At 72.1% G+C, this 19,778-nt stretch carries 19 protein-coding genes and 1 tRNA gene; 5 read left to right on the top strand and 15 right to left on the bottom strand.

Translation table 11 applies throughout. The features are described from left to right. Positions 1 to 4 precede the first annotated feature (4 nt). Complete coding sequence (locus AC54T2_RS18745) at positions 5 to 1,090, top strand: SLC13 family permease (RefSeq protein WP_489976884.1); 1,086 nt, start codon at positions 5 to 7, stop codon at positions 1,088 to 1,090. Further along, positions 976 to 1,593 (top strand): pyridoxal-phosphate dependent enzyme, encoded by a 618-nt coding sequence (locus AC54T2_RS18740; protein WP_496666932.1) that lies wholly within the window; start codon positions 976 to 978, stop codon positions 1,591 to 1,593. Before AC54T2_RS18745 ends, AC54T2_RS18740 begins: the two co-directional genes overlap by 115 nt. 238 nt (positions 1,594 to 1,831) lie before the next feature. On the opposite strand, the gene AC54T2_RS18735 is transcribed toward AC54T2_RS18740, so the two are convergent. Beyond that, entirely contained in the window at positions 1,832 to 3,310 is a 1,479-nt protein-coding gene (locus tag AC54T2_RS18735; RefSeq protein ID WP_496666931.1) for a phospholipase D-like domain-containing protein, read from the bottom strand. A gap of 1,177 nt (positions 3,311 to 4,487) precedes the next feature. Between AC54T2_RS18735 and AC54T2_RS18730 the strand changes: the two genes are divergently transcribed. Further along, entirely contained in the window at positions 4,488 to 5,075 is a 588-nt protein-coding gene (locus AC54T2_RS18730; protein ID WP_186342243.1) for a hypothetical protein, read from the top strand. Between the two features lie 652 nt (positions 5,076 to 5,727). On the opposite strand, the gene AC54T2_RS18725 is transcribed toward AC54T2_RS18730, so the two are convergent. Beyond that, positions 5,728 to 6,381, bottom strand: coding sequence for a response regulator transcription factor (locus AC54T2_RS18725; protein WP_186342246.1), 654 nt, complete (start codon positions 6,379 to 6,381; stop codon positions 5,728 to 5,730). Beyond that, positions 6,378 to 7,547: a sensor histidine kinase gene (locus tag AC54T2_RS18720; protein WP_496666930.1), complete on the bottom strand. Its 1,170-nt coding sequence runs from the start codon at positions 7,545 to 7,547 to the stop codon at positions 6,378 to 6,380. Before AC54T2_RS18720 ends, AC54T2_RS18725 begins: the two co-directional genes overlap by 4 nt. Positions 7,548 to 7,893: 346 nt before the next feature. Here AC54T2_RS18720 and AC54T2_RS18715 point away from each other — a divergent pair, with 346 nt between their 5' ends. Then, positions 7,894 to 8,934, top strand: coding sequence for an NYN domain-containing protein (locus AC54T2_RS18715; RefSeq protein ID WP_186342248.1), 1,041 nt, complete (start codon positions 7,894 to 7,896; stop codon positions 8,932 to 8,934). 493 nt (positions 8,935 to 9,427) lie between these two features. Here AC54T2_RS18715 and AC54T2_RS18710 read toward each other — a convergent pair. Next, positions 9,428 to 9,501: transfer RNA gene (locus AC54T2_RS18710), tRNA-Pro, on the bottom strand. Positions 9,502 to 9,682: 181 nt separating this feature from the next. Here AC54T2_RS18710 and AC54T2_RS18705 point away from each other — a divergent pair. Then, positions 9,683 to 10,360: a M23 family metallopeptidase gene (locus AC54T2_RS18705; RefSeq protein ID WP_496666929.1), complete on the top strand. Its 678-nt coding sequence runs from the start codon at positions 9,683 to 9,685 to the stop codon at positions 10,358 to 10,360. A gap of 13 nt (positions 10,361 to 10,373) precedes the next feature. Here the strand turns inward: AC54T2_RS18705 and der are convergent, their stop codons facing one another. From der to AC54T2_RS18650, 11 genes are all read right to left on the bottom strand, one after another. Next, a complete protein-coding gene (der, locus tag AC54T2_RS18700) occupies positions 10,374 to 11,759 on the bottom strand; it encodes a ribosome biogenesis GTPase Der (protein ID WP_186342260.1) in 1,386 nt (461 codons plus the stop codon). Between the two features lie 6 nt (positions 11,760 to 11,765). Continuing rightward, positions 11,766 to 12,515: a lysophospholipid acyltransferase family protein gene (locus tag AC54T2_RS18695; RefSeq protein WP_496666928.1), complete on the bottom strand. Its 750-nt coding sequence runs from the start codon at positions 12,513 to 12,515 to the stop codon at positions 11,766 to 11,768. Beyond that, entirely contained in the window at positions 12,512 to 13,198 is a 687-nt protein-coding gene (gene cmk / locus AC54T2_RS18690) for a (d)CMP kinase (protein WP_186342262.1), read from the bottom strand. Before cmk ends, AC54T2_RS18695 begins: the two co-directional genes overlap by 4 nt. 11 nt (positions 13,199 to 13,209) lie before the next feature. Then, positions 13,210 to 14,295, bottom strand: coding sequence for a prephenate dehydrogenase (locus AC54T2_RS18685; protein WP_496666927.1), 1,086 nt, complete (start codon positions 14,293 to 14,295; stop codon positions 13,210 to 13,212). Continuing rightward, positions 14,288 to 14,659, bottom strand: a complete 372-nt coding sequence (gene aroH, locus AC54T2_RS18680) for a chorismate mutase (RefSeq protein WP_241005096.1) — start codon at positions 14,657 to 14,659, stop codon at positions 14,288 to 14,290. The genes AC54T2_RS18685 and aroH overlap by 8 nt, the downstream gene beginning before the upstream one ends. 252 nt (positions 14,660 to 14,911) lie before the next feature. Beyond that, positions 14,912 to 15,844 carry a GNAT family N-acetyltransferase gene (locus tag AC54T2_RS18675; protein ID WP_496666926.1) on the bottom strand — a complete coding sequence of 311 codons (933 nt, stop codon included), beginning with the start codon at positions 15,842 to 15,844 and terminating at the stop codon, positions 14,912 to 14,914. 95 nt (positions 15,845 to 15,939) lie between these two features. Beyond that, entirely contained in the window at positions 15,940 to 16,743 is an 804-nt protein-coding gene (locus tag AC54T2_RS18670) for a pseudouridine synthase (protein ID WP_496666925.1), read from the bottom strand. Between the two features lie 61 nt (positions 16,744 to 16,804). Further along, on the bottom strand, positions 16,805 to 17,584 hold the full coding sequence (scpB, locus tag AC54T2_RS18665) for an SMC-Scp complex subunit ScpB (RefSeq protein ID WP_186342267.1): 780 nt from the start codon (positions 17,582 to 17,584) through the stop codon (positions 16,805 to 16,807). Continuing rightward, positions 17,581 to 18,483: a segregation and condensation protein A gene (locus AC54T2_RS18660; protein ID WP_186342268.1), complete on the bottom strand. Its 903-nt coding sequence runs from the start codon at positions 18,481 to 18,483 to the stop codon at positions 17,581 to 17,583. The genes scpB and AC54T2_RS18660 overlap by 4 nt, the downstream gene beginning before the upstream one ends. Further along, entirely contained in the window at positions 18,480 to 18,842 is a 363-nt protein-coding gene (locus tag AC54T2_RS18655) for a hypothetical protein (protein ID WP_241005097.1), read from the bottom strand. Before AC54T2_RS18655 ends, AC54T2_RS18660 begins: the two co-directional genes overlap by 4 nt. Then, complete coding sequence (locus AC54T2_RS18650; RefSeq protein ID WP_496666924.1) at positions 18,827 to 19,732, bottom strand: ParA family protein; 906 nt, start codon at positions 19,730 to 19,732, stop codon at positions 18,827 to 18,829. The genes AC54T2_RS18655 and AC54T2_RS18650 overlap by 16 nt, the downstream gene beginning before the upstream one ends. Between the last annotated feature and the right edge of the window lie 46 nt (positions 19,733 to 19,778).

The raw sequence follows: 19,778 nt of genomic DNA, 5'->3' as shown, positions 1-19,778 counted from the left end.
CGGCGTGAGCCAGACGCTCCTCGCCGCCCTGGTCCAGGTCGCTCCGATCGCCGTGTTCCTGGTGGCGATCACGGTGACCGCCGAGGTCGCCCAGCTCGCCGGCGTGTTCGACGTGGCCGCCCACGCCCTCGCGCGGCGCGCCCGGCACCGCGTGCTGCTGCTGTGGCTCGCCTTCGCCGCCCTGGCCGTGGCCTGCACCGTCGTGCTCAGCCTCGACACCACCGCGGTCCTGCTCACGCCCGTCGGCATCGCCGTCGCCCGGCAGACCGGCATCGCACCGCTCCCCTTCGCCCTCACCACGCTCTGGATCGCCAACACCGGCTCGCTGCTGCTTCCGGTCTCCAACCTGACCAACCTGCTCGCCGTGCACCGGCTCGCCGACCTCGACGCCGGTCACGGCGACTACGTGCGGGCGGCGGCGCTCCCGGCGCTGGCGGCCGTCGCTGTCACGCTCCTCCTCATCGCCGTGCTGCAGCGCCGCGCGCTGCGCGGCACCTACGCGGTGGAGCCCCCGGCCGATCCCCACGACCGGGTGCTGCTCGTCGTCGCCGGCGGGGTGTGCCTGCTCATCGGTCCGCTCTTCGCGGTGGGCGCCCCTCCCGCTCTGGTGGCGCTGGGCTCGGCCGGCGTCCTCCTCGCCGTCCTCCGCTGGCGCGCGCCGGGCCTGGTGCGGGACGTCCGACCCCCGTGGCTGATGGCCGGCGCGTTCCTCGTGGTGGCGGGGCTGCTGCGGCTCGCGCAGGGCGAGGGGATGCTCGACTGGCTCGCACCGGCGTTCGGCGCCGGCACCCGGACCCTCGACCTGCTCCACCTGTCCGCCACCGCGGCGCTCGCGGCCAACGCCGTCAACAACCTCCCGGCCTACCTGCTCGTGGAGCCAGCGGCGTCCGACGACGTGCGCCGCCTCGTCGCGTCGCTGGTGGGGGTCAACGCCGGTGCCCTGGTCACCCCCTGGGCGTCGCTCGCCACGCTCCTGTGGCTGCAGCGCTGCCGGGCGGCCGGACTGCGGATCCCGCTGCTGCGCCTGGCCGCCTGGGGGGCGTTGTGCGCGACCCTCAGCGTGACCGCCGCCACCCTCGCGATCCGCTGAGCCGCGATACTCCCCCGGTGACGATCTCCCGCGACGACGTCCTCGCCGCCCGGCGCCGCATCGACGGCCGGGTGCGGCGCACTCCCCTGCTCGCCCCGGCCGGCAGCGACACGCTCTGGCTCAAGTGCGAGCACCTGCAGCACTGCGGCGTGTTCAAGACCCGCGGCGCCTACAACCGCCAGCTGGCCGCGCGCGAGCGCGGCGAGCTCGGCCCGGCCGGCGTCGTGGTCGCCTCAGGCGGCAACGCCGGGCTCGCCCAGGCGTGCTGGAGGACGAGCCGGGCATCGCGATCGTGGTGGCGGTCGGGGGCGGCGGGCTCTACGCCGGCTCGGCGACCTCGCCGACGCCGCCCTCCGGGCCGAGCCGCCGGTCTCGGTCCTGGTGGGCGAGGACGACATCGTCGCGTCCCGCGACCACCTCTGGGCCGAGCACCGCATCGCGTCCGAGCACGGGGCGGCGACCGCGATGGCGGCGGTCCTCAGCGGGGCGTACGTCCCGCATGACGGCCGGCGGCTGACCAGCACACAGCAGCGGCGTGGCCCCGGAGGGCCACGCCGCTGTGGTTCGCGTTTTCGGGCCGACCCACTGTCTCTGGGGGGATCCGTGCCACGGCGGGAGGTCGAGGCACGGACGACACGGTGGTGGACCCAGCGGAACGCGGCCGCTCACCTCCTCAGCGTGCTCGCGGCCCGTGGTGTTACGGGCCGGGCACACCTTTTTCCCCTGGCCCGGACCTCGGGCTCAGTCGGCCTCCCAGTAGGGACCCGGGCGGTAGGGATCCGGCTCGATCGTGGTGACCGGCCGCCGCTCGGTCCGCCACACCGTGCGCCACGTGCCGTCGGGGTTGCGCACCTTGGTCGAGACGCGGAAGTTGAGGTAGGTCGTGGTGTAGGCGTTGCGGGAGTTGCGCTTGTTCTTCCACTGGTAGTCGAAGTTCTTGAGGTACTTCCGCGCCACCCGCTTGCCTTGGATGGTGAAGAGGAGCTCGTCGTTGCCGGGGCTCAGGCTGGCCCAGTTGGACGACCCGGTGAGCACCAGGTGGGAGTCGGGCACGCCGTTGTAGGTGCCCTGGACGACGAGGTACTTCTGGTGGCTGTAGTAGCTCAGGATCAGGTCGTCCTTGCCGTCCTTGTTGAGGTCGTAGTTGTCGTCGGGGTTGAAGTCGAGCCCGGTCGAGCGGAGCGGGATCCGCCCCCGCGGCGTGGGCGCGCCGATGACGCGCTTGGTGTGGTAGCCGATGAGCCCGTAGCTGACCCGCACCTGGCAGCCCTCGATGTACTTCTGCCGGATGGCCGCGGCGAGGTAGTCGCCCCGCCTGCCGCGCATCGTGTGCATCGACAGCGCCAGCCGGGTGCGCTTCTGACCGCCGGCCGCGTCCGGGGTCAGGCACTGCACCTTGCCCAGCGTGTCGAGGATCAGGTCGTTCTTGGCCCCCGACGGCTTGGGCATGATCCACGCGGTGTGCTTGTCGACCGAGTCGTCGCACACGCCGAGCCGGGGCGTCCCGCAGAAGAACTGCGGGGGTTGGCGGGTGTCGTAATCCTTCTTCATGTCGTTGAACAGCCGCACGAACTGCCGGAACAGCTCATGGTCGCCGGAGGTGAAGTAGAGGTCGTTCCACTGGTGGATGTTGGCGTTCTGGGTCATGTTGGCCGAGCCGACGGCGAGCACGTCCGTGGAGCGACCGGCGCGGGAGAACGTGTAGAACTTGGTGTGCAGGTTGTTGTACTCGTTCCTCTTGCTCCGGCACCCGGCCTTGCAGCGGTAGATGAAGCTGCTGTTGCTGCGCTTGGCGCCGATCTCGCGCCGGATGGCCAGCATCGCCCTCGTGTACTGGTGGTCGTTGAGGAGCATCTGCACCTTCACGCCCCGACGGTGGGCGGCGATCAGCGCCCTCGCGACCGGCATCCGGTCGAACGAGTAGACCGCGATCCTGATCGTCGACCCCTTGGGCGCGTGGTTGATGGTGTCGATCACCCGGCGTTCGATCCGGTAGTGCCCCTTCTTGAGGTGCGGGTCGTTGAAGAACGGACCCTGCGGCGCCTTCCACCTCTTGCGCTTCGCCCGGGCGGCCTGTTCGGCCGGGTCGGTCTGGGCAGCCGCCGCCCGTTCCGCCGTGGACCCCGGGCTGCCCCCGGGAGCGGCCGCGGCCGTGGGCACGACGGCCTCCGGGGTGCCCAGCACCAGGGCCAGGGTGAGCAGGACCAACAACCTCGACACGTACACGCCTTCCTGACCGCCACCGTCGGGTGGCGTCGTCACGCTCAGGCCCCGTCCCACACATCGCTGCGCGAGCACGGCCGGGGCACGTCGACCGGGCCCAGCGGTTCGCAGACCCGGTCCGTCCGACAAGAGGAGACGGCGCCGGGCCACGGAAAGTTGCGCACGGATCGCATCCGATCCGGCGCGGGCCGGCTACCCGGCGGACGGGCCCCCGCTCCGGCCGCCGACGGCGCCCCCTCGGGCATCTCGACCTCGCCAACCCGCGCGCGGCTGGTCGCCGACCAGCATCAGCCCCACGACGCCGGCGACGACGAGCGCATAGGTCGACGGACTCCGCACGAGCGCCGGCACCGCGTCGAGGACGTGGGCCGGGGACAGGTCGCCAGGCCGCATCCGTGACGCCACCGCCGTGGCGCCGTACGCCAGGCCGGCCACCGACCCCAGCGCCGTGGCGCCGCGCGCCGCCGATGCGGGCCAGGAGTGGGGCGTGCTCGTGGCCGCGGTCGTCCTCGGCGTCGCGGCGGTGCCACTAAGAACCCCAGGCCGTCCAGCCCCACGCCCAGGAGGTAGCGCCAGGACCGCAGCAGCCGCCCCAGGAGTCGCGGCCTGCGGTGGTGCCGCGAGCAGCCATCGCCTGCAGCACCGATCCGAGGCCGTAGCAGCAGGCAGCCGCGAACGCGGTGAGGAGACCGAGTGCCACCCCGCGACGCCAACCCAGGTGCGGCAGCGGGGACAGCGCGTGCCGGCTCCCCCTCTCCCCACCCGGACGTGCGCGAGGTGCGCATGTCGCCGGGGCGAACCTGCACGAGGCGGTGCTGCAGGCACTCCGCAAGATCGCCGACGACATCGAGGGGAACTCATCCGCCCGACCTATCAACGAAGCACGTTCGACCCTCTTCGTCGAAAGTGGAGACAAGCCCCAGCTCCCCCAGGACTGGGGTCGCGCTCGTTTCGGACAGTGCGCTCGTGCGGGGGCCGGCTTGAGCCCCCGCACAGCGTAACCATCACGGTCCGGGCTCGTTGCACCGGAGAGACCCGAGAACGTCACCACGGTTGCGAGCAACCCAACGTGGCGCGCCAACACCCAGGGAACCCTCTTTGGGGACCGGAACGCGACTGAGCCGTTCCCCCACGAATCGCAACACGGAACACCCAACACCTGAAGGGCAAGACATTGCAGAAGCGCAACATCATCACCGGCCTCATCCTCGCGGGAGCGCTCGTCATCGGTGGCACGGGCGGCGCAGTCGCCGGTGACCTCATCGGCAGCAAGGACATCCGTGACGGCTCGGTCAAGGTGAAGGACATCGCCCCCGGCGCGGTCGAGAAGTTCACCGCCTCCACCAAGGGGGTCCCCGGCCCGGTCGGTCCGGTCGGCCCCAAGGGCGCGGACGGCAAGGACGGTGCCAAGGGCGACCCCGGCAACGCGCTCGTCGGTGCGAAGTACCGCACGCTGACCTACATCAACGGCGGTGGCGGATCGGCCACCGTGGCGTGTGACGACGACCCGACGGTCTCCCAGACCTACACGGCCATCGCGGGCGGCGTGCAGGGCGGCACCGTGGACACGCAGGACGACGGCTTCGTGGTGAACTCGTCGTTCCCCGGTCGCATGAACTGGGACACCGGCACCCCGCGTCCGGGTCGCCTTGACGGCTGGATCGTCCTCGGCAACGGGCAGCAGACCAGCACGCTGACCGTCTGGGCGCTGTGCGTCCCCAACACCAGCATCACCGTGGACGCCGGGACCATCAACAACTGACACCGGCCATCACGACCGGCCGTCGGGGAATCTCTCCGAAGGCTCGGGCGAGACAACCTCCTTCCTGGACGGACCGGCGGGCCGCGCCCACCGCCTGAGAGGAGATTCGCGGGGGAGTTCTCCTCTCACCCAGCAGGGCCCCGGTGCCACGACATGGCGCCGGGGCCCTGCTTCTTTTCCGCCACACCTGTTGGAGGGGCTACGAGACGACTGGACCCCAAGGCGGGGCCATCCGCATGCCGCCGGCGCCGACCTGCGGAAACCAGCGCGATTGCGCGGCCCCACTTGACTGCGGGCCACGTGTGATCGTGCGGAACCCAGAACGCCGAGCTTGGCCCTGAAATGACCCTGAACGTGGGGTCCAGGTGGTCAAACGGCCAAGGCCATTGCGGACGCAAACAGGGCTCTGACCTGCGGTTTCTGCAGATCAGAGCCCTGTTTCTCTCGGTCGGGCTGACAGGATTTGAACCTGCTGGCTCGGTGCGCACGTTTCTCCTGGGGGTCGCCGTCCCAAGCGGCCTCGCGCGGTGGAGTGGGGCACACCTCTCTCGCGGCCGGGACGGGCGACCCGCACGCAAGCGATCTGCGCGCTGGTCCGGCCGTGCGGCGGTGGACCTGCCGGTCCGCCAGCCCGCGCGGTCTCAGGTGGTTTTCAGCAAAGATCGTCAGGCACGACGAAGCCCGACTCGTAGGCGCGAATAACCGCCTGCGTCCGGTCACGGACTCCTAGTTTCGCCAGCACGGCCGCCACGTGCGTCTTCACCGTCTCCACGCCGAGGTGGAGCGTCGCGGCGATCTCCGGGTTGGACAGGCCTCGTGCCATCGCCCGCAGCACCTCCTCCTCCCGTGCCGACAAGCGAGCCAGGTCGGGACCGCTCGCGCTCGGTTGCCGCGACCGTTGCCGCACCAGCTCGCGGAGCTTGGCGGGGAACAGAAGGGTGTCCGGTTGGACGGCCAGGCGTACGGCCGCGACGACGTCGTTAGCAGGGGCGCGCTTGAGCAGGTAGCCGCGGGCGCCCGCCAGCAGGGCGTCGTAGACGTGGTCGTCATTCTCGAACGTCGTCAGCACGATCACTGCGGGTGGCCGGTTGCCTGCAGTGATGGTTCGGGTGGCGGTGATGCCGTCGACCCGGGGCATCCGGATGTCCATCAGCACGACGTCGGGGCGCAGCCGGCCGACCTGGGACACCGCCTCGGCGCCGTCCTCCGCCTCGCCCACGACGTCGAGGTCGTCCTCCGTCGAGAGCGTGACAGTAATGCCGCGACGCACCAGGGGCTCGTCGTCAACGAGCAGCACCCGCGTCATCGTGCGGTCCTGATGGGCAGCACCACGCGCAAGCGCCAGCCGTCGTCTGTCGGGCCAGCGGTCGCGTGGCCGCCGATCGCCGTGACCCGTTCCCGGATTCCTCGGAGGCCATGACCGCGCCGGTCCCCCATCCGTCGGGGAGGGGGCGCGGACGTGTTCGTGACCTCGAGAGTGAGAGCACCCCCAGTCCGATCGAGGCGGACCCGACACGGTCCGGAACCGTGGCGCAGGACGTTGGACAAGGCCTCCTGAGCCACCCGGTAGAGCTCCCGGGAGACGACCGGGGGTACGGCGTCGTCAGCGTCGCCAGACCGGTCCTCCATGGTCACGTCCAGGCCAGCGCGGCGGGCGGCATCGACCAGGTCGACGAGGTCAGCGAGGTCCGGGGTCGGTCGTCGCGTCGTCTCCTCCACCCGCAGCAGCCCCAGCACGTGGTCCAGCTCGCCCGCCGCCTGTCGGGCGGCGCTCTCGATCGCCGCCAGCGCCTCGGCGACGAAGCCGGGATCGGAGTGCTGCACCCGGGCTGCCGCAGCGGCCTGCACGGTCACCAGGCTCAGCGCGTGACCGACGCTGTCGTGGATCTCGCGGGCGATCCGGTGTCGCTCGCCCAGCTCCGTCGCCTCCCGCTCCAACCGGTCCACCCGCTCGCGGAGCGACGGTCCGAGCAGCAGAGGAGCCAGCCGGCGCAGCCCAGCCGCCAACAACGCCCCGAGCGCCGGAACGGCAAGGACTGAGGGGAGCACCAACCATGGGCTCTGTTGGAAAGCCAGGAACGGGACCGGCCCCGTCCAAAGGACCAGGGCCGCTCCCGCCAGGACGTGCGCCCACAGCCAGCCCACGCTCCGCCAGCGGTCGTGCCACTGGGTGGACGCCTGCGGGAGCCCGCCGAAGAAGGACACCGCGAGCATCGACTCGGATGCGGTGCCCTCGATCCGTCGTACGGCGGGCAGGGCCCCCACCGCCAGCACCAGGAGCGAACCGATCAGCACGCCGATGGTCACGACGAGCGGCTGCGCAAGTGCAGTGGCCTGGCCCACCGCGGCGGCGAGAAGGGCCGCGAGCATCGTGAACGCCAGGGCCAGGGCCGCGCCGAGCATGACGAACGCCACTCCGAGCAGGGCGCCCGGTCCCAGCACGGCGGTCGCCGCTCGGCGCAGGCTGCTCACCGGGCCATCGTCTCAGGTTCTTGCCCCCGACCGGCTCCCTCGCACGGGGGAGTGCGTGCGGCGGATCGCCGACCGACCGACCCCAGCCCGGAAATCCCGACGCGAGGGAGCGCTGTCCCCCGCGCGGGGGAATCGGCTCCCGCGCCGCGGTGGTGCTGTGGGGTGCATGACTGATACCCATGCCTGCTTCGAGCCGGTTGACGCCTCCGTCGACACAGACGGCGCGTCATCGAGGGTCCACGCGTCCGAGTCGTCCCGGCCGTCCACGTCCGGGTCGGCGGCCTTTCGTCGACTCTGGCGCCAGTGGCCTCGGTGGACCGCGTGGGGTGCCATCGTCTGGTCGGCGGTGTTCGCGACATTCGGGGCAGTGTGGTGGGCCGGCTGGCAGTGGTACCCGTTCGCGACCGTCCACGAAGACCGCTCGAGCGCCTCGCTCTTCGAGGGGGCGCCGCCGCACGTCATGGGCCCCCTGTTCCTGGTGCTCGGCGTGGTCGGCGTCGCCAGCGGCTTCGTCATGCTCCAAGAGCACGTCGGCCCGGCACTGCGTCGCGCCGCAACCGGGTACGGCGCCGGCGCTGCCGTGCTGTTCGCCGGCGTAATGTCGGACTACACGCCACTCACCACGCTGGTGATGTGGCCGGCGATGCTGGTGTTCGCCTTCACCGGAGTCCCCGGCGCGCAGGACGGCATCGGCGACATCCTGTATTGGCACCGAGTGAACGTGCTGCTGATCTTCGTCGGAGGGTTGCTGTGGGCGGGAGCGACGCTCGGCCACTACCGCCGTACCCAGGGGGCGTGCAGTCGTTGCGGGCGCGGTGGGCTCCGGCCAGAGCCCACGACCGAACGGTTACTGCGCTGGGGCAGGGCAGGGGTCTGGGTGGCAGTGCTGTCGACGGTCCCGTACGACATCACCCGGCTCGCCTGGTTCCTCGGCTGGCCGCTAGGCCTGTCCGACCCGTTGTACGACAGCCTCGCGGCGACCCCCGGCCTGCTCGCCATCGGGCTGGTGCTCGGGCTGGTCTCGACGGGAGGGGCGATGCTCACGCACGGACTGATCGCCGCGTGGGGAGAGCGGTTCCCGAGCTGGGTGCCGCGACTCGCCCGCAGAAGAGTCCCGGTAATGCTGGCGGTCATCCCGGCAGCCACCGTCACGGTGACAATTCCCGCAGCGTCGGTCATGTTCCTCAACCCCCGGGTCAACGACGGGTTCTCAGCCGAGAACTGGAGCACCTGGGCCCCCAGCCTGATCTGGCTGTTCTGGGCGGTCGGGTTGGGGGTGGCCACGTACTGCTACTGGCTGCGTCGTCGGGGGCCGTGCCAGCACTGCGAGCGCACGGACGGACGGACTTGCGATGATCTTCCTGATCGACAAGGCCGCATCAGGTGACTCGACCTGGCGGGACGTGTGCGACGCCGTCGCTATGGGGAACCTACGACAGCGGAAATAGGGCCACTCCCGCTCGGCGAGCGGCACACGCGCGCACCAGAACTGTTCCTCGCCAGGCTGGCGGCGGTGCCGGAGAGCTGTGGACGATCGATCAGGTCGCCGCACTCTCCCGACACCGCGGCCCGCGTCCTAGGACACTCCTCCTCCGTGATCACCAAGGAGTACTACATCGAAAGGGACCGGTCAGCGCCCGACGTGACGCACCTTCTGCAGAGCTTCGCCGGCCGGAAGACGACGACCCCGCCGAGCGAGTGAGCCTGCGGACTACGCCCGATGACCACTCCAGGAACGAACGTCCGCAGGGCTCCCCAGACCGAGGCAAAGCCGGTCATGCGACAGAGTTTTCGGGACATGAACGTGGCACGAGGCGATTTGGCTCGAAACGCAAGTAGCCCCTGATCAGCGTTTCCGCTGGTCAGGGGCTACTTCTCGGTCGGGCTGACAGGATTTGAACCTGCGACCCCTTGACCCCCAGTCAAGTGCGCTACCAAGCTGCGCCACAGCCCGAGTGCCTCCGGCGCGAAGCCTGCGAAGCGTGGGGAACACTACCGCAGCCCCTCGGCCGCCACGGAATCGACCCGCCCGTTCGCGGCACGGCGCCTGGCCCGACTGGGCCATTTGTCGCCGAACCCCCACCGGCGTGCCCCGGCGGCGGTGAGCATGGACCCTCGACCTGTGGGGGGTTCCGATGCCAGCACTGCCACGCCTTGCTCCGACGATCGCCGCACTCGCGGCACTCGTCGGGCTGGGCCTCACCGCGCCCGGGGCGTACGCGGCACCCGAGACTGCCGTCCACGAGGACGGTGCGCACGCGCAGGCGCTGGCCGAGGCCGTCGCGCTGGCCGACCAGCTCGCCGAGCGCGAGCAGACCCTGACGGCGCTCAACCGACGCGCCGACGCGCGAGACCGGGCCCTCGTCGGACGCCGCGCAGTCCTGGCCGACTACGGCTACCACGGCGACCCGGGCGCCGTGCGGGCCGTGCTCCCGCTGGCGTCGTACGACGTCTCGGCCGGCTTCGGCCTGACCGGCCCGTTGTGGGAGGCCCAGCACGACGGGCAGGACTTCGGCGCGTACGCCGGGGAGCCGGTCGTCGCGGTCGCCGCCGCCGTGGTCACCGAGGTGGCGGACGCCGGGCCCTACGGGCTGCGCACGATCCTCACCCTCCCCGACGGCACCGAGGTCTGGTACTGCCACCAGAGCGAGGCGTCGGTCTCGACCGGCCAGCAGGTCGACGTCGCGGACGTCATCGGCAGCGTCGGCTCGACCGGCAACTCCACCGGCCCGCACCTGCACCTGGAGGTGCGGACACCCGACGGCGCGGTCGACCCGATGGACTGGCTGCGGGCGCAGGGGCTCGACCCCTGACCCGCACCCGGCGTCAGCGCTTGCGCTTCTCGCGCGGCTTCTGGTTGATCACGATCGGCGTGCCGACGAAGCCGAACTCCTCGCGCAGGCGCCGCTCGACGAACCGCTCGTAGGCTGCGTCGAGCCGACCGCTCGTGAACAGCACGAACGTGGGCGGCGCGGTCGACGGCTGGGTGGCGAAGAGGATCTTGGGCTGCTTGCCGCTGCGCACGGGGTGCGGGTGCTCGGCGATGAGCCGGCCCAGGAACGTGTTGAGCGCCCCGGTGCCGATGCGCGTCTCCCAGCCCTCGAGCGCCTTGTCGATGGCCGGCACCAGCCGGTCGACGTGCCAGCCGGTGCGGGCGGTGAAGTTGATGCGTGGCGCCCACCGCACCTGCACGAGGTCGCGCTCGATCTCGCGCTCGAGGTAGTGGCGACGCTCCTCGTCGACGAGGTCCCACTTGTTGAAGGCGATGACCATCGCCCGGCCGGCGTCGCGGATCGTCTGGATGATGCGCATGTCCTGCTCGGACACCGTCTGGCTGGCGTCGAGCACCAGCACCGCCACCTCGGCGCGGTCGATGGCGGTCGTCGTGCGCAGGGAGGCGTAGTACTCGTGGCCGGACGCCTGGTTGACGCGCTTGCGGATGCCCGCGGTGTCGATGAACCGCCAGGTCCGGTCGCCGAGGGTGATCAGCTCGTCGACGGGGTCGACGGTGGTGCCGGCGACGTTGTCGACGACGACGCGGTCCTCCTTGGCGAGCATGTTGAGCAACGAGGACTTGCCGACGTTGGGCTTGCCGACGATCGCGATGCGGCGGGGACCGCCGACCTCGTCGAAGACCTCCTCCGGGGTCTCGGGCAGCGCCGCGAGGATCGCGTCGAGCATGTCGCCCGACCCGCGCCCGTGCAGCGCGGAGACCGAGAAGGGCTCGCCCAGGCCGAGGTTCCACAGGCCGTAGGCCTCGGCCTCGGTGCGCTGGTCGTCGACCTTGTTGGCCGCGAGCACGACAGGCTTGCCCGACTTGCGGAGGATCCGCACGACCGCCTCGTCGGCGTCGGTGATGCCGACGGTCGCGTCGACGACGAAGAGGACGGCGTCGGCCAGCGACACCGCCACCTCGGCCTGCCCGGCGATGCGCTCGGCGAGGCCGCGGGCGTCGGGGTCCCAGCCGCCGGTGTCGACGACGGTGAAGGCGCGCCCGTTCCAGTGGGCGTCGTAGGAGACGCGGTCGCGGGTCACGCCCGGACGATCCTCCACGACGGCCTCGCGGCGACCGATGATCCGGTTGACGAGGGTGGACTTGCCCACGTTGGGTCGCCCGACGACGGCCAGGACGGGGGTCGGGCCGGTGGCATCGGTCCCGGGGACGGACCCCGGGGTCGACGCGGACTCGACGTCGGCGTCGTAGTCAGTCATGGGTGATCACAGCTCTCTGGGTGGCTCGACGAGCCCGGTGTCGGGGTCGTCCTCGGATTGTCCCGCAGGAAGGGGCCCGGGCAAGGATCGGCGCGTCTCGGCGAGCGCGGCGGCCAGCTCGGACAGCATGTGCCCCCGGAGCAACACCGAGGTGGCCCGCACCTGTTCCCGCGTACGCGGCCACGGCTGCTGTGTCGTCCGCCACGCCTGCCCGAACACGATGTCGATGGTGTCGCCGCGCCCGGGGAGCGCGTTGGCGCCGCCGCCCGGCGGCCGGGTGCCGATCATCGTGACCGGCACCACCGGGGCGCCGGTGACGAGGGCCAGGTAGGCCGCACCGTGGTGGAAGCGGTGCAGCTCCCCGTCGCCACGGGTGCCCTCGGGGAAGATGCCGGCCACTCCCCCGTCGCGCACGACCCGCAGGCAGGCTCGGATCGCGCCGGGATCGGCGTGGAACCGGTCGAGCGGGATCTGTCCGGAGGCGCGCAGGAAGCGCCCGAGCCGGCCCGCGAACATCTCGCGCTTGGTCAGGGCGTGCACGGGGCGCGGCGAGAAGGTGGCGAGCAGCGGCCCGTCGATGATCCCGACGTGGTTGGCGGCCAGGATCACGCCGCCCGACGCCGGCACCCGGTCCGCGTGGTGCACCGTCGCGGGCCACCGCGCCCGCACCAGCCGTGCCGCCACGGGACGCACCCGCTGCAGCACCCGGGTCGCGGGGTGCTCCTCCGCGCTGGTCGGCAGCTCCGCGCGGGTCACGCGGGCCGGACCTCCGCGGCCAGCTCGACGATGCGGTCGATGACCTCGGCGAGCGTCAGGTGGGTGCTGTCGACGTGCACGGCACCCTCGGCCACCGTGAGCGGCGCGGTGGCGCGACCGGAGTCGATGCGGTCGCGCTCGAGCAGCGACTGCTGGGTGCTGGCGACGTCGCTGCCGCCCTGCTCGGCCGCGCGCCGCTGGGCCCGGGCGTCGGGGTCGGCGCTGAGGTAGACCTTGACCTCGGCCTGCGGCCAGACGACCGAGCCGATGTCACGTCCCTCGACCACGATGCCGCCCGCGCCGATCACCTCGCGCTGGAGCTCGAGCAGGCGAGCCCGGACCTCGGGCACGGCACTGACCGGGCTGACCGCGGCCGTGACGTCCTCGCCGCGGATCTCGACGGAGACGTCGGTGCCGTCGACGGTGATGGTCGGGGCGAGCGGGTCGGTGCCGGACTCGATGGTGGGACGCCCGGCGGCGGCCGCGACCGCCGCCTGGTCGCGTACGTCGACGCCTTCGCGCAGCAGCCACCAGGTCATCGCGCGGAACATGGCGCCGGTGTCGAGGTAGCGCAGGCCGAGACGTCGGGCCACGCCGCGAGACGTGCTCGACTTCCCGGATCCGGAGGTGCCGTCGACGGCGATGACGAGGGACCTGGAGGGGAGGGTGCTGGCGCTGCTCACGGGCGAGAAGGCTACCGGTGGGTCGTCCAGCCGCGGGATTCGAGAGCGGCCAGCAGGCGCTCGGCGCTGTCGCGCTCGACCACGAGCTCGGTGAGGCCGACCGGTCGGGCCGGGTCGTGGTCGATGCGGACGTCCTCGATGTTGACGCCGATCTCGCCGGCGTCGCCGAAGAGACGGGCCAGCTCGCCCGGGTTGTCGGGCACGGCCACGAAGACCGAGCGGGTCGGCCGCGCCGGGCCGCCGTGCTTGCCCGGGATCGCGGCGGTGCCGGCGTTGCCGCGGGTGAGGATGTCGGCGAGGTCGTCGTCGGCGTCCGAGGCGACCGCCGCCATCAGCGCGTCGAGGTCGGCGCGGACCTCGGCCAGCAGGTCGAGCACCGCCTCGGAGTTGGCCTCGAGGATCTGCTGCCACAACGCCGGGTCGCTGGCGGCGACCCGGGTGACGTCGCGCACTCCCTGGCCCGACAGGGCGAGGTGCTCGGCGGGGGCGGCGGCCAGCCGCCCGGCGACCAGCACCGCGGCGAGGTGGGGCAGGTGGGAGATCCGGGCGACCGCGCGGTCGTGCTCGACCGGCTCCATCACCAGCGGCGCGGCACCGCACTCGAGCACCAGCGCCTCGACGAGCCCCACCGCCTCCGGTCGGGCGTGGGGGTGGGGTGTGACCGCCCACGGGCGGCCGTCGAAGAGCGCGGCACTGGCAGCCAGGGGGCCGGAGCGCTCGCTGCCGGCCATCGGGTGGGAGCCGACGTAGCGCCCCAGCTCGGCGGGGCCGACGCGGGCCGCGACCGCCTCGAGCGGGGCCGCCTTCACGCTGCCCACGTCGGTGACCACGGCGTCGGTGCGGCGGAGCGCCTCGACGACGGCGTCGCCGACCAGGGCCGGTGGCACGGCCACCACGACCAGCTGCGGACGGTCGGCAGCGGTCGCCGGGCGTCCGGCGCCGAGGCCGTGGGCGGTGCGCAGGTGCTCCTCGGAGGTGTCGCGCAGCGCCACCTCGATCCCGAGCCGGCTGCACACGAGCGCGATCGACGTGCCGATGAGCCCGGCGCCGACGACCTCGACCGGCCCGGTCAGGGCCGGCAGGTCGCCGTCAGCCATGGCTGGTGGTCCGCGCCAGGTCGCGACGCAGGTGCGCCGCACCGTGGAGGTAGGCGTGGGTGATCTCGGCACGCGGCAGGTCGGTCTCGACGTGCGCCATCAGGCGCACGACCCGCGGCATCGAGCCCTCGATCTCCAGCTCGCGGGCGCACACCAGCGGGACGTCGGAGAAGCCGAGCTGGCGCGCGGCATAGGCCGGGAACTCGCTGGTGAGGTCGCTGGTCGCGGTGAAGATGATCGAGATGAAGTCGTCGACCTCGAGGCCATTGGCCTCCATCACGTCGGTCACCAGCTCGGCCACCCGGTCGAGCATGTGCTCGCGGGTGTCCTCGTCGAGCTGGGTCGCACCACGTACTGCTCTCACTGCCACACGGTGAGCCTAGCGGCGCCGAGTCTCACTGGGTGTGGCCCATCGGCTGGGCGAGATGCGTGGACACCGTGCCGGGGATGCCGTGCCCGAGCCCGAGTGACCTGACCGACGAGCGGTGGGACCTGCTGGGGCCTGCGGACCAGTCCACGGTCCAGAACGTACCCATCCACGGTGTCGCAGGACGTCCCGCTCATCGGCAGACGCGTGCCCTCATCGCGGCATGCGCCCGGGTGCGTGACCCTCGTTTCAGGGGGCCTCAAGCTCGATGCGCGTCTCGGTGCAACGAAAGCCGGCGCGGCGGAAGGCCGCAACCATGGGCGCGTTGGCGGCATCCGTGGTCGCGGTGACGCGAGGGGCGCCCTGCTCGGCGTGGAAGCGGGTGATGAACGCGAGGATCTCGTCCACGTACCCCCGACCTCGGTGCTCTGGGAGCACGGCGAGGTATCCGACGTTGCGGTTCGTCGGGGTCGCTGACGGGATGGCGACACCGACGACGGTGCGGTCAGTCGTGGCGGCCGTGTGCCACCAGGAGCGTTCCCCGGGGCAGGCTCGGTAGTAGTCGATCTCGGCACGGGCCAGCTCGTCGGGGCTGCTGGACTCGAGCTCGCGGCGGGTCATGACGTCCAGCGAGCCCTCCGCAGCGGCGGCGAACAGTCGTACGAACGTGTCGTCGTCGGCCGGCGCGAACACGAGCGAGCCGAGTGCTGGCGGCAACGGTCGATCCGCGTCCCACTGGAACTGGAGTCGCTCGTTGACCCGCGTCATGCCCGCTGCAGCAGCGGCACGAGTCTTCAGGTGCATCTCGGCGGCCACGGTCGCATGGTCGCGCCAGTCGTTCGGCAGTCGCATCGTGTGCGGCAGCGGGACGGCCACCCCTCGACGTGACAGGGCCTCGTGTCCCGCATCGAGAAGAGCCCTGGCCAGGCTGCCGCGGTCGGGCACCTGCGCATGAACGTCCCACACGTCCAACGCGATCGGCACGGTCGTGTCCCGGCCCCACCACATCGCTCGCCCGATGACCGCGCCAGACTCGTCGATCGCCAGGACGGACCACTCGGGCCGGATACGGCCCGCCGCGATCTCTGTTGCCACCTCGTCGGCCGAGAGGCCGGTCTCGGCAGGAACGCTCAGTGTCGCCGCGGAAGCCAGCTGCGTGGCCGAGGGCTGGGCGATTCGCATCGCCCGAGTTTCCGCGGCCGCCCCAACCGTAGGCAAACCCTTTGTTGCTCATCGGTGGATCCGGTCGCTGACGTCGCCGACAGGGACACACCCAGTCAGAGCTGCGCGCTGTCCATCAGCTCGCCCAGCTCGGCCACGGTGAGCTCGCGCATCGCGCCCGGCCGCAGCCGCGCCAGGGTCAGCGGTCCGATCTGGGTGCGGGTGAGCCGGCGGACCGGGTGCCCGAGGTGTGCGAGCAGCCGCCGCACGATGCGGTTGCGGCCCTCGTGGATGGTGAGCTCCACGATCGAACGGTTGCTGCCCTCGCGCCGCGGGTCACCGCCGAGCACCCGTGCGTGGGTGACGGTGACCGGGCCGTCGTCGAGGGTCACGCCAGCGAGCAGCTCGCGGATGGTGCGGACGTGCACCTCGCCGTCGACCTCCGCGACGTAGGTCTTGTCGACCTGGTGGGAGGGGTGCGCCAGCAGCTGGGCGAAGTCGCCGTCGTTGGTGAGGATGATCAGGCCCTCGGTGTCGGTGTCGAGGCGCCCCACGTGGAAGAGCCGCTCGGGCCGGTCGGCCACCAGGTCGCCGAGCGTCGGCCGGCCCTCGGGGTCGGACATCGTCGACACGACGCGCCGGGGCTTGTTGAGCACCAGGTAGACCTTGTCGCTGATCGGCGGCAGCCGCTTGCCGTCGACGCGGATCACCGCCGTGCGGGGGTCGACCTTGGTGCCGAGGCGGGTGACCACCTCGCCGTCGACCTCGACGAGGCCGTCGAGCATCAGCTCCTCGCACTTGCGGCGGCTGGCCACCCCCGACTTCGCGAGCAGCTTCTGCAGCCGGATGAGGCCGTCCTCGTCGGTCTCGGGGCGCTGCGAGGCGGGCTGGTCGTTGTCGGGCGCGTCGTGCGGCTTCATGCGGGGTCCCTGGGCGAGCGGTGGGGGTGCGGGTGGGGCCGGGAGTGAGGGCGGGAGGTGGTCATGAGACCTCCGTCCCGCCGTCGGGCTCGGTGCCCGACCCGGAGTGGGGCGAGGGGTGCCGGGCGGGAGAGTCGTCGGGCTCGGGCGACGGCTCGGAGGACGTTTCGGGGGACGGCTCCGGCGTCGGCTCGGGCGCGGCGTCGAGGCCGGCGACGCTGGCGAGCTCGTCCTCCAGGTCGTCCATGTCGGGCAGGTAGGGGGCGAGCTCGGGCAGCTCGTCGAGGGAGGTGATGCCGATGCGCTCGAGGAAGTAGGAGGTGGTGCGGTAGAGGTTGGCGCCGCTCTGCTCGTCCTGCCCGGCCTCCTCGACCAGTCCGCGGGTGAGCAGGGTGCGCATCACGCCGTCGACGTTGACGCCGCGGATGGCGGAGACCCGCGCCCGCGACACCGGCTGCTTGTAGGCGACCACCGACAGGGTCTCCAGCGCGGCCCGGGTCAGCCGCGCCTGCTGCCCCTCCAGGACGAACGCCTCGACGACGCCGGCGAACTCCGGGCGCGAGTAGAAGCGCCATCCGCCGGCCACCGACCGCAGCTCGAAGCCGCGGCCCTGCTCGGCGTACTCACGGACGAGAGCGTCGAGCGCCGACTCGACCTCCTCGACGGGGTGCCCCACCACCGAGGCGAGCCGCACCGTGCCGAGCGGCTCGTCGGAGACCATCAGGATGGCCTCGAGCGCGGGACGCAGCTCGGCGACGGGGACGGCGAGGGTCTCGACGTCGAGCTCCTGGTCGACGGACTCCCCCGCCTCGGCCGGGCTGCTGTCGGGCTGCTCGCTCACTGGTCCTCCTCGCGCACACCGGCGGGAGCCGGCAGCGGTACATCATCGTCGTCCGACGGGGCGCCGTCGAACTCGTCGTGGATCTCGACGTCGCCGTCCTCGGCGCCCGTCCAGCGCACCGTCAGCTCGCCGAGCGGGGTGACCTGGTCGAACGACACCGCGCCCTCGCGGAACAGCTCCAGGAGCGACAGGAAGCGGGCCACCGTCGTGAGCCGGTCCGGGGAGTCGCCGCAGAGCGCGCGGAACGTCATCGTGCCGCCGCGCCGCAGCCGGTCGACGACCAGCTGGGCCTGCTCGCGCACGCTGACCTTGGCGGCGTGGATGTGCTGCAGCGACACCTCGAGCACCGGCTTGGGCTCCATCGCCCGCGCCGCCAGCCGGGCGAACTCCTCGAGCCCGATGCCGATCAGCACGTCGGGCAGCAGGGTGGCGAAGCGCTCCTCCAGGCCGACCGCGCGCGGGTGGCGGCGCGACTCCGAGGCCAGCCGGTCCTCCATGACCGTGGCCACCTGCTTGAACGCCCGATACTGCATGAGCCGGGCGAAGAGCAGGTCGCGCGCCTCGAGCAGCGCGAGGTCCTCCTCGTCCTCCACGTCGCCCTGCGGCAGCAGCCGGGCCGCCTTGAGGTCGAGCAGCGTGGCGGCGACCACCAGGAACGACGTGGTCTGCTCGAGGTCCCACTGCTCGCCGAGGGTCTTGACGTGGGCGATGAACTCGTCGGTGACCTGGGAGAGGGCGACCTCGGTGATGTCGAGCTTGTGCTTGGCGATCAGCCCGAGCAGCAGGTCGAAGGGTCCCTCGAAGTTGTCCAGGCGGACGGCGAACGCCGGGGCCTCGCTGCCCGGCTCGAGCGAGTCGGCGGGCGCGGCGCCCGGAGCAGCAGGGCGGGCGGCGCTCACTCGGCCAGCAGCCGCTGCACCAGCGCGCTGTCGGCCCCCTGGCCCTCGAGGTCGGCGAGCACCAGCGCGAGCGCCTCGCGCACCAGGCGGCCCCGGTCGACGGCGAGGCCGTGCTCGCGGCGGAGCGTGAGCCGGGCGTGCTCGATGTCGAGGAGCTCGTCGGAGGTGACGTAGACCGTCATCTTCTCGTCGTGGCGTACGCGCCCGCTGGGCTTGCGCGGCCCGGCCGGCTCGGCCTCGTCGGCGACGGCACGCACCCGCCGCGGCCGGGTGTCGGCCTCGGCCCCCGCGGCGTCGACGGGGTCGGCGGTCGGCCGGAACAGGTCGTCCGCGGCCGGCATGCTCACTCGGCGGGCCACCGGGACAGCACCTCCTTCGCCAGCTGGCGGTAGGCGTCGGCGCCCGTCGACGACGACGCGTAGGACGTGATGGGCTCCCCCGCGACGGTGGCGTCGGAGAACTTCACGGTGCGACGGATGACGGTGTGGAAGACCTTGTCGCCCCACGCCGAGACCAGGCGCTCCATCACCTCGCGGCTGTGGAGCGTGCGCCCGTCGAACATGGTGCCGAGCACCCCCTCGATCTCCAGCTTGGGGTTGAGCCGCTCGCGCACCTTGTCGATCGTGGTCTTGAGCAGCGCGACGCCGCGCAGCGCGAAGTACTCGCACTCCAGCGGCACGATGACGCCGTCGGAGGCGGTGAGGGCGTTGACCGTGAGCAGCCCGAGCGAGGGCTGGCAGTCGATGAGGATGACGTCGTAGTGCTCGAGCGCGGGGGCGAGCACGCGCTGCAGGGTCTGCTCGCGTGCGACCTCGTGCACCAGCTGCACCTCGGCCGCGGACAGGTCGATGTTGGACGGCAGCAGGTCCATGCCCTCGATGCCGGAGGGCACGACGACCTCGTCGAGGGACACCTCGCGGTCCATCAGCAGGTTGTAGATGGTGAAGTCCATCTCGTGCGGGTTGAGGCCCAGACCCACCGACAGCGAGCCCTGGGGGTCGAAGTCGACGAGCAGCACCCGGCGCCCGAGCTCGGCCAGCGACGCGCCGAGGTTGATCGTGGTGGTGGTCTTGCCGACCCCGCCCTTCTGGTTGCACATCGAGACGACGCGGGCGCCGCCGTGCTCGGTGAGGGCCGGGGGCTCGGGGAAGACCGGCATCGGGCGACCGGTGGGCCCGAGCGGCTCCTCCGCCTGGAGGGTCGCGGTGGGCGACTCGATCGGGCGCTCGAAGGGGATCGGCTGGGTCACGGGCTGCTCGTCTCGCGGGGTCGGGCCTGGCTGGGCTGTCTGGTGC

The organism is Nocardioides sp. Z35_8, from assembly GCF_059621125.1.
The sequence above is the reverse complement of the archived record's forward strand: the minus strand, read 5'-3'. Positions and strand labels throughout refer to the sequence as shown.

What these genes read in the sequence shown, in the direction of transcription:
- der (WP_186342260.1), bottom strand. Translation starts at nt 11,759, where the DNA reads ATGACTGACTACGACGCCGACGTCGAGTCCGCGTCGACCCCGGGGTCC.
- AC54T2_RS18675 (WP_496666926.1), bottom strand. Translation starts at nt 15,844, where the DNA reads ATGCGAATCGCCCAGCCCTCGGCCACGCAGCTGGCTTCCGCGGCGACA.
- AC54T2_RS18705 (WP_496666929.1), top strand. Translation starts at nt 9,683, where the DNA reads ATGCCAGCACTGCCACGCCTTGCTCCGACGATCGCCGCACTCGCGGCA.
- AC54T2_RS18725 (WP_186342246.1), bottom strand. Translation starts at nt 6,381, where the DNA reads ATGACGCGGGTGCTGCTCGTTGACGACGAGCCCCTGGTGCGTCGCGGC.
- AC54T2_RS18685 (WP_496666927.1), bottom strand. Translation starts at nt 14,295, where the DNA reads ATGGCTGACGGCGACCTGCCGGCCCTGACCGGGCCGGTCGAGGTCGTC.
- AC54T2_RS18670 (WP_496666925.1), bottom strand. Translation starts at nt 16,743, where the DNA reads ATGAAGCCGCACGACGCGCCCGACAACGACCAGCCCGCCTCGCAGCGC.